Source organism: Pseudomonas azadiae (genome assembly GCF_019145355.1).
GTDB lineage: Bacteria > Pseudomonadota > Gammaproteobacteria > Pseudomonadales > Pseudomonadaceae > Aquipseudomonas > Aquipseudomonas azadiae.
The window spans coordinates 715,215-727,233 of sequence record NZ_JAHSTY010000001.1; the positions used below are offsets into that span (position 1 = coordinate 715,215).

The following is a 12,019-nucleotide window of genomic DNA, read 5'->3' on the forward strand; positions in this document are numbered from 1 at the left end:
GCTTGATCGCACCGCTTTTTTGCTGAAAAAACAGCCCAAAAACTGCCAAATCTCACAAATTACACAGCTTTTACGGCTTTTTTTATCAGCTGATATTTCGGGCGAAAGCCCCGTAAATCGGGGCTTTCAGCCGATCAACGTGCTAAACGCAACGCTATTGATTAGCAAACAATGCCTTGGGGGGGCTCCCAAGCCGAACATTTCGACTATGATAGCCCGGTGTGCCCAGTTGGCCTGAGCAGCACAGCACTACTGAAAATATATGTTTCTTGGAGATACACCATGTCTAATCGCCAAACCGGCACCGTTAAATGGTTCAACGATGAAAAAGGCTTCGGCTTCATCACTCCTCAAGGTGGCGGTGACGACCTGTTCGTACACTTCAAAGCTATCGAAAGCGACGGTTTCAAAAGCCTGAAAGAAGGCCAAACCGTTTCCTTCGTGGCTGAGAAAGGCCAAAAGGGTATGCAAGCTGCACAGGTTCGCGGCGAGTAATTCTCCGCTGAGCTAAAAAAACCCCGTCCATGTGACGGGGTTTTTTATGGGCGCTGCAAAAACCTGGAAGCTTAGCCGCAATTGACGCGCGTGATCACCAGGTTGTCGTCGGTGTTGAGGTTCAAGCGGTCGGAGCGGTATTCCAGGGTGATCATGTCGTTGGGCTTGAGGATTCGTGCGTTCTGCGCACCGGCACGGGTACGCGCCTGCTCCAGCAGCTGGGGCGATGCCTTCTGGCCAAGGGTGAATTCGGCGGCCTTCGCCTCACAGCGGCTATGACCGGCATCGGTCACGGCGGCGTCTTTGGCTGGCTCAGAGGCACCCGGGGTGCTGCAACCCGCCAACGCGAGTGCTGCCAACAAAGTACCGAATGATGCGAGCTTCCAAGGCATGAAGCCTCCTATGATAAAAAATGGACAGAGATCGTGCGACAGCGGTTGGTCGGATTGGTTTCAAGACGTAAACCGCAGCAGGGCCAGTCTGCCTGACTCTCGACAGGCATTCGCCCGATCAATCGTGACCAGATATGAACGAAATCAGTAGATGTCGATGTAGTCAAAAGCCGGCGTCGGCCAGTTCTGCTTCAGCGCATTGAAAATCTGCGTCACCCAGACTTCGTCACTGGCAGCCACGTTTCCTACATACCCGGAGCCCTTTGCCCAGGTCTCCAGGCGAAACAGCAGCCCGTCGATATCCACACCGCCTACCAGCTTCCCTGAGGAGATATAGGCGAGGCCGGCCTTGGTCACACGCAACTGGGTATGTTCATCGTCACGGGCACTGGCGATCAGCTGACGCACCGCTGCCAGGGTGAGGTTCTCGGGGTTGTTCAAGTCGATCTGCACGTGGTGTCCCCGGCAATTAAAGGGCAACAGTGTCGCACAGCGCGGGCGCCATGCCGAAGCGCCTCATGCCTAAGTATCAGTGCCAAACCCGACGCAAAATGGTTAACTCCCCGGGTTAGAACCGCGTTCCAGCGCACTGCACAGCACTTTCAGCCCCGCGAGATATCCATGACCACCGTAACGCTCCAAGCCGACATCAAAGCCAAGTGGCCCCTGGGACAGAGCTCCTACAGCCCCGGCAGCCCAGAGGAATTGGCGATCATCGGTATCGACCTGCTGGTCAAGGAACTGGGCACGCAAGCGGCGCAAGCCTTCATCGGCCAGATATTCGAAAAATACCCGGCCGACCATATGGGGGCGCAAGACCCCGAGCGCGAATAGGAACCGGCCGACGAATGCCGACCGGTCAACACGTTACTTCAGACGTGCCAGGCGCTCGGTCAGCAGATCGAAGAAGCCCTGGGCATCGCCGTTTTCAACCCAGAATACGTTCTTTTCCTGCTTCAGGCCGTCGTACCAGTCGACGACGGTCTGGCCGAAGGTCGGGCCTTCGCGGCTGTCCACCACCATATTGGCCTGGCGGCCGCTGAACAGCTCAGGCTTGAGCAGATAGGCGATGACGGTGGCGTCATGTACCGGACCGCCTGGAATGCCGTAGTGCTCCATGTCGCCCTTGACGTACTCGTTGAGGATGTCGCCGACGACCTTGCTCGCGGTGTTGTTGATGTCGGCGATCTTCTTCAGGCGCGCTTCGCTGGTCAGGACCTTGTGGGTCACGTCCAGCGGCAGATAGGTCAGCTTGACGCCACTCTTGAGCACGATCTCGGCTGCGACCGGGTCGGCGAACAAGTTGAACTCCGCTACCGGCGTGATATTGCCGCCGTTGAAGTGCGCACCGCCCATCACCACCACTTCCTTGATGCCTTGGGTAATGTCCGGCGCCTGGGTCAATGCCAGCGCCAGGTTGGTCTGCGGACCGAGCATGGCGATGGTGATGCTGTGAGGCTTGGCAGTGCTCAAGGTCTTGATCAGGTAATCAACGGCATTGCCCTCAGCCAAGCCCTGTTTGGGCTCATGCACGGTGACGCCGGAAATGCCTTCCTTGCCATGGATATTCTCGGCGTAGATAGGCTTGCGCAGCAGTGGCGCCGGCGCACCGGCGTACACCGGGATGTCCTCGCGCCCTGCCCACTCGCGGGCCAGGCGCGCGTTGCGGGAAGTCTTGTCCAGGCGCACATTGCCGGCAACGGTAGTCAGCGCACGGATGTTCAGTTCATCCGGGGAGGCCATGGCGAACAGCAAGGCCACCACGTCATCGGCGCCTGGGTCGGTGTCGATGATCAGGTCGATCTTTTCCGCCGCCTGGGCGCTTGCGGCAGTGAGTGCGGACAAAAGCAGGACACTCCGGAACAGGTTTTTCAGGGTTGGGAGACCACATTGCATAAAACACTCCTTGTCGTTGGAAACGCTAGAAAGTTACGCCGGACACCAGCGCGATGTTGCAGTAAGGCTGGCATTCACCGGTGCGCACCACGGCGCGGGCCTTGCGGCTCAGTTGCTTGAATGCTTCATGGCTGAGCAAACGCCGCTCACCGAGTGCGGCCTGCTCGGAGAGCGTATCGAGGTCGGCCAGTGCCGGCGGTTGCTTGAGCAGGATTTCTTCGGCGAGCACGTGGCTCTCCACCTGCATTTCGCTGAGCACGATGCGCAAGGTGCTGATGAAATCCGGAATGCCTTGGGTCAACGCCAGGTCAATCAGCTCGACGCCCGGCGGCACCGGCAGGCCGGCATCGCCGATCACCAGGATGTCACCGTGGCCCAGGGAAGCGATCACACGCGATAACGCGATATTGAGCAGAGGTGTCTTTTTCATGAGGGCACAAAACCTTGTACGTCGTGCAGCGTTGGAATGGAAGGCTGCGCGCCGGCACGGGTGACCGACAACGCCGCCGCGACCTGGCCAAAGCGGATCGCCTCGGCCTCGCTTTTGCCATTGGCCAGTGCCGCGGCGAAGCCACCGACAAAGGTATCGCCCGCCGCCGTGGTGTCGACAGCCTTGACCTTCGGCGCCGGCAAGTGCTCAAAGCCCTGGCCGTCGGCAAACAGCGCGCCCTGCGAACCCAGGGTGATGATGACTTTACCGGCGCCCGCCTGGATCAGCTGAGTCGCCGCCACCTTGGCACTTTCGATGGAATCGACCGTCACGCCGCTGAGCGCGGTGGCTTCGCTTTCATTGGGGATCAGGTAGTCGACCGAGGCGTACCACTCGGCCGGCAACGGGCCGCTGGCCGGCGCCGGGTTGAGGATCACTGTCTTGCCCAACTCACGGCCCCGCTCGAGGGCGTGCGCCACAGTGTCCATCGGCACTTCCAGCTGGCAGACGATCACGTCGGCCGCCTGCAGCACCGCGTCGAACGCCTGTAACGATGCCGGTGTCAGCTCGCCGTTGCTGCCCGCCACGATCACAATTGCGTTCTGGCTGCTGTCATCGACCACGATCAAGGCCACGCCACTTGAGCCGGCAACGGTACTGACAGCCTGGCAATCGATGCCTTCCACCTGCAACGCATCGCGCAACTGGGTGCCGTAGGCGTCGGTGCCGACGCAACCCACCATCGAAACATCGGCGCCCAGGCGCGCGCAGGCGACCGCCTGGTTCGCGCCCTTGCCGCCGGGCACGGTGGCAAACGTCTGGCCAATCAAGGTTTCCCCGGCGCGCGGCAGCCGACTGGCACGGGTAACCAGGTCCATGTTCAAGCTGCCTACTACCACTACTTTTGCTGGCATACATCAGTACTCATCAATTCGGTTCAGCGGTATTGGGCGAACGTACCCGCGACAGGCGCCGTCGACTCGCGCAACACGATGCTCGGCGTCACGATGCGTTGATCGATCGGCAGTTGGGGTGTTGCAATTCTTCGCAGTAAAAGCTCGGCCGCCGTCTCGCCCAATTGGACGATCGACTGCCCGACCGTGGTCAGCGCCGGATAGACGTAACGACCCATTTGAATGTCATCGAAACCGATCACCGACAGCTCGCCCGGCACGCGGATGTTGCGCTCGGCAGCTGCACGCAGCACGCCGAAACCAATCATGTCGTTGCTGGCGAAGATCGCACTGGGCGGGTTCTGCGCCAGTAACTTCACGGCGGCAGCATAACCGCCAGTGCTGGTGAAGTCGCTTTCCTGGGTGCGATCGGCGGCCACTTGCACGCCGGCCTCACGTAGCGCGCGGTGATAACCCGCCAGACGCATTTGCGCAACCCGGGTATGCGCCGGGCCGCCGATACAGGCGATGTCGCGATGGCCCAGTTCGAGCAAGTGCCGTGTTGCCAGGTAGGCGCCCTCCTCATGGTCGATACGTACCAGGTCCACGTCAATGCCATCCAGCGCCCGGTCGACAATCACCATGGGCGTACGCACCGCGCTCAAGCCTGCGGCAAGTCCACTGTCATCGCCGCCCACCGACGTTACGATCAAGCCGTCGATACGTTTCTCCAGCAACACACGCAAGTAGCTGCGTTGCTTTTGCGCGTTGTCGTCGGAGTTGCAGAGGATCACGCAATAGCCGTTACGCTCGCAGTAGTCCTCGATGCCCCGTGCCAACTCCGCGAAATACGGGTTGAGACTGTTGGGCACCAGCAAACCGATGGTGGCCGTGGTCTTGGCCTTGAGCGAACGCGCGACGGCACTGGGTACATAGTCGAGCTGCTTGATCGCTGCCTCGACCTTAATGCGTACCGGCTCGCTGACCGGGCGCGTCTTGTTCACCACGTGGGAAACGGTGGTATAGGAAATACCTGCAAGCGCTGCCACATCCTTGATCGTTGCCATGGTTCAGCCCCGCCGACTGGCGCGCTGGCTGCGGTAGGTGTCGAGGACCACGGCGATCACGATCACCGCACCGGTAATGATGCGCTTGGTGGGTTCCGTGGCACCGATCTGCGCCAGACCGGCGGCGAGGACCGAAATAATCAACACACCAAAAAAGGTACTGATCACCGAGCCGCGCCCACCCATCAAGCTGGTGCCGCCAATCACCACTGCCGCGATCACTTGCAGTTCCAGGCCGGAACCGGCGTTCGGGTCTGCCGCCTCCAGGCGCGAAATCTGGAACAGTGCCGCCACACCGGCCAACAGGCCCATGAGACTGAACACCAGGATTTTGTAGGGCTTGGGATTGATCCCCGCCAGGCGTACAGCCTCTTCGTTGGTGCCGATGCCGATCAGGTAACGACCAAACACGGTACGCGTCAGTACAAGCTGAGCGGCTACGATCACCAGCAAAGCAATGATGAACGACGGCGAAATACCAAAGGCAATCGGATTGGACAGCCAGGCGAACGAATCACCGATGTAAGCGGTGCGCGAACCGGTCATCTGGTACGCCACGCCACGCGCCATTTCCAGCACGCCGAGGGACACGATAAACGAGGGGATGCGCCAAGCCACGGTGATCGAGCCGGTGATGGTACCGGCCAACGCCGCGCAGCCCATGCCCAGCACGGCAGCCGGAAACACGCTCCAGCCCCAACTGAGGATCGCCACGCTGACCGCCGATGCCGCCAGCGCCAGCACCGAGCCTACCGACAGGTCGATGCCGCCGATGATCAAGATAAAGGTCATGCCCACCGCCAGCACCATAAGGTCTGGAATCTGGTTGGCCAGAGTGCTGAACGTGTCGTAGGACAGGAAGTGATCACTGAGCACCGAGAACAGCGCAATCATCGCCAGCAAGGCGCCTGCCAGGCCCAGGTAAGTGCCCAGGCCGTAGAAGTTATCGCCGGTCTTGCCGGGGGAAGTTGAAGTTTTCATGGAGTTTCCCTAAGCGCTGCGTCGTTGAGCAGCGCATCACGTTTCTGATAGCCGGCGAAAGCGGCGGCGAGCAATTCATCCTGGGTCCAGCTGTCGCGCTCGAACGTCTCGATCAAGCGTCCGGCGGACAACACGCCGATGCGGTCGCAGATCAGCATGAGTTCACGCAGGTCGCTGGACACCACCACCAGCGCTTTGCCCTGGCGGGTCAATTCGCCGAGCAAGGCGTAAATGTCGAATTTGGCGCCGACGTCGATGCCACGGGTTGGCTCATCGAACAACATCACCGAACAATCGCGCTCCAGCCAGCGGCCGATGACGACTTTCTGCTGGTTGCCGCCGGACAGCTCGGACACCAACTGCGCCGGGCTGGAACTGCGGATGCGCATGGCATCGATCTGGCGTTTGGCCAAGGCTATTTCGTCGCGGCTGTTGACCACGCCGCCGCCGGATATTTCCGGCATGTTGCCCAGGGCGATATTGGCACTGATGGACTGGGTCAGCAGCAGCCCCTCGCCTTTGCGGTCCTCGGTGATCAAGGCAATACCGTGGCCCACCGCGTCCACCGGGGAGCGGATGCTCACCACCTGGGCAGGCGAACCGAGCGCTACGGTGCCGCTGTCGGCCAGGTCGGCGCCGAAGATCAGGCGCAACAGCTCAGTACGGCCCGCGCCGATCAGGCCGGAGATGCCGTAGATCTCACCGGCGCGCACTTCGAAGGACACGTCGCGGACCTTGTCAGAGCGCGTCAGGCCCTTCACCGTCAGGGCCGGGCCGCCGATGGTCCGGGGCCCCAGGTCGATGTGCTCGCCCAGCTCGCGACCGACCATCAAGGTGACCAGTTGCTCGCTGTTGTAGTTGGCCATCGGCTCGACACAGACCAGCTTGCCGTCGCGCAATACCGCAATGCGCTGGGCGACACGGGCCAGCTCTTCCAGCCGGTGTGAAATGTAAATAATCGCCACGCCTCGGGCCTGCAGGCGAGTGATCTGTTCAAACAGCATCTCGACTTCACGCGCGGTCAGCATGGCCGTCGGTTCGTCGAGGATCAGTACATGGCAATCGCCGATCAGGTTTCGGGCGATTTCGACCATTTGCTGATGGCCGATGCCCAGGCTGCCAACTAGGGTGTCGGGGTCGATGGCGTCCAGGCCGACCTGGGCCATGGCCTCGATCGCGGCCTTGCGCAGGTGCTTGCGGTCTATCCAGCCGCAGTGGCTGGGCAGGTTATCCAGGAACAGGTTTTCAGCCACGGTCAGTGTTGGCAGCAGGTTGAGTTCCTGCATGACCATACGCACGCCCAGCTCTTCGGCCTGGGTGCGGCTGCCAGGGCGGAAGTCCTGGCCATTGAACTGCATGTGCCCGGTGGTCGGCGTAACCAGCCCGCCGATGATCTTCGACAAGGTGCTTTTGCCTGCGCCGTTCTCACCGGTCAGCGCCAGCACTTCTCCGCGATTGAGCGTCAGGGTGATGTCGGACAGAACCGGTTGGGCATAGGTCTTGCCGATACCGCTGACCGAGAGGACAGCGTTCGGGGCGGAAGATGACATATGAAAATCTCCAGGCGCCCGCTCAGGACGAGCGGACGCTGTTGGGCATTGCCAGGATTACTTCTTGAGGACGAGTTCGACCGGGGTTTCGATCACGCCGTCTTTGGACTCGACTTTCTCACCCTTGACCAGCTTGAGCGCGTTCTGGATACCAAACACGGCTTGCTGGGCAGCGGCCTGGTCGGCGGTCGCGAGGACGCGGCCGTCCTGCAGCATCGGCTTGATGGCTTCGATGTTGTCGTAGCCGACGACCTGGACCTTGCCGGCCTTGCCGGCGGCGCGGATTGCAGACACGGCACCCAACGCCATGTTGTCGTTACCCGCCAACAGTGCCTTGATTTTCGGGTACTCGCTCAGCATCGCGGAGGCTACCTTCTGGCCCTGGTCAATCTCCCAGTTGCCGGATTGGGTGGAGACGATTTTCATGCCTGCGGCATCCATCGCGTCCTTGAAGCCCGCAATGCGCTGCTGGGCATTGGTGGTGGTCGGCACGCCTTCAATGATGCCGACTTCATCGCCGGCCGCCAGTTGCTTGGCCAGGTAGTCGCCCACCAGCTTGGAGCCCTTGCGGTTGTCCGGGCCGACGAAAGGAATGTTGAGGTTTTTACTTTTGAGCACGTCCGGATCAAGACGGTTGTCGATGTTGACGACTTTGATACCGGCATCGGACGCTTTCTTCAGCACGGTGACCAGCGCCTTGGAGTCGGCGGGTGCGATCACGATGGCGTTCACCTTGGCGAGGATCATCTGGTTGACGATATCGATCTGCGCGCTGGTATCGGTTTCGTTCTTGATCCCGTTGGTGATCATGTCGAAATCGGCGGCGTGGTCTTTCTGATAGGCCTTGGCGCCGTCCTGCATGGTCACGAAAAATTCGTTGGCGAGGGACTTCATGACCAGGCCCACCTTGGGTTTGGCGGCAGCGTCATCAGCGAATGCAGAAGAGAGAGGCAGGGCAGCGGATGCGGCGGCAAGCACAGCGACAGCAAGAAGACGTCCAGCAAATGGCAGCTTCATGGGTTCACTCCGATCTTATGATTATTGTGAGCAACGCTTGCACCGAAGAGCACTTCGGCAGCCTTCCCACCCGGGTAGCTGATACGAGCTGTGACGCGACGCCATAAGCGGCCGTGAAACATCTCGCAAACGTTTGCGTTGTTCAAACTATGAGAACCTTGTCGAGATTTGTCAACGGTAGAAGCAGCCTTTCATCCAAGCGCCTCGCTCGTCCCGTGACAATGGGCCGCTTAAACATCGTCCACTCCCGGTCGTTCCTTAAAACGACAGATTGAGTCGTGCGCCCCCTGCAACCTTGACGGATTAACCACCGAATTTTCGGACAACCGAACGTAACACGCTCATATGTTCGGAAAGCCGGACAGCCACCTGTTGAAACCGCCCGCAAAAACAGATGAACTCCTTACAAATCAAAAAGTTATTTTATATTCCTAAGCAGTGAAAGCCTGGTACGTATCCTGCTCTACCCCCTCACCCCATGGCATTCAGAACCGCCTGGGTGTTCTCGATGAACCGGCTACAGCACTCATCAAAAACCAGAGAGAAAAATAATGAAATCTGCACTGAAAACTTTTGTTCCGGGCGCGTTAGCCCTCCTGCTGCTGTTCCCCGTTGCCGTCCAGGCAAAGGAAGTCGAAACCAAGACCAAGCTGTCCAACGTGGTCATCCTCGCCACTGGTGGCACCATTGCCGGCGCTGGCGCCAGCGCGGCCAACAGTGCCACTTACCAGGCGGCCAAGGTCGGTATCGAGCAATTGATCGCCGGTGTTCCTGAGCTTAGCCAGATTGCCAACGTACGCGGCGAGCAAGTGATGCAAATTGCGTCCGAAAGCATCAACAACGAAAACCTGCTGCAGCTGGGCCGCCGCGTCGCCGAACTGGCCGACAGCAAGGACGTGGACGGCATCGTGATCACCCACGGTACCGACACCCTCGAAGAAACCGCCTACTTCCTGAACCTGGTGGAAAAGACCGACAAGCCAATCGTGGTGGTCGGTTCCATGCGCCCAGGCACCGCCATGTCGGCGGACGGCATGCTCAACCTGTACAACGCCGTTGCCGTAGCCGGCAGCAAAGAGGCGCGCGGCAAGGGCGTGCTGGTCACCATGAACGACGAGATCCAGTCGGGTCGCGACGTCAGCAAGATGATCAACATCAAGACCGAAGCATTCAAGAGCCCATGGGGCCCGCTGGGCATGGTGGTTGAAGGCAAATCCTACTGGTTCCGCTTGCCAGCCAAGCGCCACACCATGGATTCGGAATTCGATATCAAGAACATCAAGAGCCTGCCCGATGTTGAAATCGCCTATGGCTATGGCAACGTGAGCGACACGGCCTACAAGGCCCTGGCTCAAGCGGGCGCCAAAGCCATCATCCATGCCGGCACCGGCAATGGCTCGGTATCCTCCAAAGTGGTTCCCGCACTGGTGGAACTGCGCAAGCAAGGTGTACAGATCATTCGTTCTTCCCACGTCAATGCCGGTGGCATGGTGCTGCGCAATGCCGAACAACCTGACGACAAATACGACTGGGTTGCCGCACTCGATCTGAACCCACAGAAAGCCCGCATCCTCGCGATGGTCGCCCTGACCAAGACCCAGGACAGCAAAGAACTGCAACGGATGTTCTGGGAATACTGATTCCTGAAACTGTCCGCAGGAGCGAGCTTCCTTTTCCGACAAGCTCGCTTCTGCACTTCCTACGCCGCCTTACATAAAAATTCCTGAACGGCTGTCAGACGAACTGCTTGGAATTTAAGCAGTTGCGAAATTACCTACAGTTAAATACTGTATGTGCGTACAGCAAACTAAGGAATACCTTGTGGCAAAGTCCTCTCCCGCAGTGCCAACCCCTCCTGGTGCCTACGAACGCCTGGCCATTCGTGTGCAAAAGATCATCAATTCGACCAACGCCCAAAAAGCCAAGGCGGCCTTGATCTTCCGTTTGCCAGACGAGCCAGAGGAAGAATGGGCGCGTTTGCTGGAAGAAATTGCGGAGAACGACAACGTCACCCTCGCCTATCGGGATGACGGTGGCGTGCAGATTTTCTGGGTTGTGCCGAAGGAAGATTGAGTCAATGGGTGTCCGTTTTATCGCTGTGCTTGGCCTGTTTTTCGCCGTCGCCGTCCATGCCCAAGCGCCCCGAACCTTCAGCGAAGCCAAGAAAGTCGCCTGGAAACTTTACGCCCCACAATCCACCGAGTTCTATTGCGGGTGCAAATACACGGGCAACCGCGTGGACCTGAAAGCCTGTGGCTACATCCCACGCAAAAACGCCAACCGTGCGGCACGCATCGAGTGGGAGCATATCGTTCCAGCCTGGCAGATCGGGCATCAGCGCCAGTGCTGGCAGAACGGAGGGCGCAAGAACTGTACCCGGCACGATGACGTGTTCAAGCGCGCCGAAGCGGACCTGCATAACCTGGTGCCGAGCATTGGCGAGGTCAATGGGGACCGCAACAACTTCAGTTTCGGCTGGCTGCCGGTGCAAAGCGGACAGTACGGCTCATGCCTGACCCAGGTGGATTTCAAGGCCAGGAAGGTCATGCCGCGCCCGTCCATTCGGGGCATGATCGCTCGTACGTACTTCTACATGAGCAAGCGGTACGGCTTGCGCCTGTCGAAACAGGATCGCCAGCTGTACGAAGCCTGGAACAAGACCTACCCGGTGCAGGCCTGGGAGCGTCAACGCAACCAGACCGTGGCGTGCGTGATGGGGCGCGGCAATGAATTCGTCGGCCCGGTGAACCTGAAAGCCTGCGGCTGAAAGTGGGCGAAACCGCCGCCCACTTTGCGCTTACTGCGCGGCCTTGTGTTCAATGACCTCAGACACGGTGTCGGTTTTCTTGGCGCGGGCCATTTTTTCATTGAGCAGGGTCTGCTTGGCTTCAGCTTCAGCCTTGGTCGCAAACGGCCCCAGCAGCACTTCGTCCTTGCCGTCCACCTTCACGATATAAAAATTGAAGCCATGCTCCAGCAACCAGGCCGTCAGATCGGTGATCGCCTGCAGCTTGTGGTCCGGCGAGCCGACGCGCAGGTCCCATTCCTGGGCGGCAACTGCGCCGGTCTGGGGCTGGCTTTCGGTCACGGCAGGCTTGGGCTTGGGTGCGTCGACGCTTTTGCCTTCACCGCAACCGGCCAATGCCAACACCGCCATTGCCATCGCTACTTTACGCACTGCCCTGCTCCTCTAAAGATAAAGAGGCGACTTTATCATCCACTGTCTATTCTGGCCGTCATAAACGTTAGCTTAAACAATGCGAATCATGTATCGCAGACCTGTATGATGCCGCCATGG

Annotated in this window: 15 protein-coding genes; 5 read left to right on the forward strand and 10 right to left on the reverse strand. The window is 59.5% G+C overall.

What is annotated here, in order from left to right; translation table 11 throughout:
* Window positions 1-282 precede the first annotated feature (282 nt).
* Window positions 283-495: a cold-shock protein gene (locus KVG91_RS03130; protein WP_003234260.1), complete on the forward strand. Its 213-nt coding sequence runs from the start codon at window positions 283-285 to the stop codon at window positions 493-495.
* A 71-nt stretch (window positions 496-566) separates the two neighbouring features.
* Here the strand turns inward: KVG91_RS03130 and KVG91_RS03135 are convergent, their stop codons facing one another.
* Together KVG91_RS03135 and KVG91_RS03140 are read right to left on the reverse strand one after the other, a co-directional pair.
* A complete protein-coding gene (locus KVG91_RS03135) occupies window positions 567-887 on the reverse strand; it encodes an I78 family peptidase inhibitor (protein ID WP_169378246.1) in 321 nt (106 codons plus the stop codon).
* A gap of 144 nt (window positions 888-1,031) precedes the next feature.
* Complete coding sequence (locus KVG91_RS03140) at window positions 1,032-1,340, reverse strand: hypothetical protein (protein WP_169378245.1); 309 nt, start codon at window positions 1,338-1,340, stop codon at window positions 1,032-1,034.
* A 168-nt stretch (window positions 1,341-1,508) separates the two neighbouring features.
* Here KVG91_RS03140 and KVG91_RS03145 point away from each other — a divergent pair, with 168 nt between their 5' ends.
* Window positions 1,509-1,721 carry a hypothetical protein gene (locus KVG91_RS03145; RefSeq protein ID WP_076953603.1) on the forward strand — a complete coding sequence of 71 codons (213 nt, stop codon included), beginning with the start codon at window positions 1,509-1,511 and terminating at the stop codon, window positions 1,719-1,721.
* A gap of 33 nt (window positions 1,722-1,754) precedes the next feature.
* Here the strand turns inward: KVG91_RS03145 and KVG91_RS03150 are convergent, their stop codons facing one another.
* The 7 genes from KVG91_RS03150 to KVG91_RS03180 are packed head-to-tail and all read right to left on the reverse strand — an operon-like array spanning window position 1,755 to window position 8,721.
* A complete protein-coding gene (locus tag KVG91_RS03150; RefSeq protein WP_169378244.1) occupies window positions 1,755-2,783 on the reverse strand; it encodes a nucleoside hydrolase in 1,029 nt (342 codons plus the stop codon).
* 25 nt (window positions 2,784-2,808) lie between these two features.
* Entirely contained in the window at window positions 2,809-3,213 is a 405-nt protein-coding gene (rbsD, locus tag KVG91_RS03155) for a D-ribose pyranase (RefSeq protein WP_169378243.1), read from the reverse strand.
* Entirely contained in the window at window positions 3,210-4,127 is a 918-nt protein-coding gene (gene rbsK, locus KVG91_RS03160) for a ribokinase (RefSeq protein ID WP_169378242.1), read from the reverse strand. The genes rbsD and rbsK overlap by 4 nt, the downstream gene beginning before the upstream one ends.
* 23 nt (window positions 4,128-4,150) lie before the next feature.
* The gene (locus KVG91_RS03165; protein WP_169378241.1) at window positions 4,151-5,173 is read right to left on the reverse strand and encodes a LacI family DNA-binding transcriptional regulator; all 1,023 of its coding nucleotides are present in this window, start codon (window positions 5,171-5,173) and stop codon (window positions 4,151-4,153) included.
* 3 nt (window positions 5,174-5,176) lie between these two features.
* Window positions 5,177-6,154: an ABC transporter permease gene (locus tag KVG91_RS03170; RefSeq protein WP_169378240.1), complete on the reverse strand. Its 978-nt coding sequence runs from the start codon at window positions 6,152-6,154 to the stop codon at window positions 5,177-5,179.
* Entirely contained in the window at window positions 6,151-7,704 is a 1,554-nt protein-coding gene (locus KVG91_RS03175) for a sugar ABC transporter ATP-binding protein (RefSeq protein ID WP_169378239.1), read from the reverse strand. The genes KVG91_RS03170 and KVG91_RS03175 overlap by 4 nt, the downstream gene beginning before the upstream one ends.
* Before the next feature lie 57 nt (window positions 7,705-7,761).
* The gene (locus KVG91_RS03180; protein ID WP_169378238.1) at window positions 7,762-8,721 is read right to left on the reverse strand and encodes a sugar ABC transporter substrate-binding protein; all 960 of its coding nucleotides are present in this window, start codon (window positions 8,719-8,721) and stop codon (window positions 7,762-7,764) included.
* Window positions 8,722-9,272: 551 nt separating this feature from the next.
* On the opposite strand from KVG91_RS03180, the gene KVG91_RS03185 reads away from it, so the two are divergent.
* From KVG91_RS03185 to KVG91_RS03195, 3 genes are all read left to right on the forward strand, one after another.
* Window positions 9,273-10,361 carry an asparaginase gene (locus KVG91_RS03185; RefSeq protein ID WP_169378237.1) on the forward strand — a complete coding sequence of 363 codons (1,089 nt, stop codon included), beginning with the start codon at window positions 9,273-9,275 and terminating at the stop codon, window positions 10,359-10,361.
* A gap of 181 nt (window positions 10,362-10,542) precedes the next feature.
* Window positions 10,543-10,794, forward strand: coding sequence for a DUF1654 domain-containing protein (locus KVG91_RS03190; protein WP_217894866.1), 252 nt, complete (start codon window positions 10,543-10,545; stop codon window positions 10,792-10,794).
* Window positions 10,795-10,798: 4 nt separating this feature from the next.
* The gene (locus KVG91_RS03195; protein ID WP_169378235.1) at window positions 10,799-11,488 is read left to right on the forward strand and encodes an endonuclease; all 690 of its coding nucleotides are present in this window, start codon (window positions 10,799-10,801) and stop codon (window positions 11,486-11,488) included.
* Window positions 11,489-11,518: 30 nt separating this feature from the next.
* Here KVG91_RS03195 and KVG91_RS03200 read toward each other — a convergent pair whose 3' ends face one another.
* Complete coding sequence (locus tag KVG91_RS03200; protein ID WP_169378298.1) at window positions 11,519-11,884, reverse strand: SPOR domain-containing protein; 366 nt, start codon at window positions 11,882-11,884, stop codon at window positions 11,519-11,521.
* Window positions 11,885-12,019: the final 135 nt, after the last annotated feature.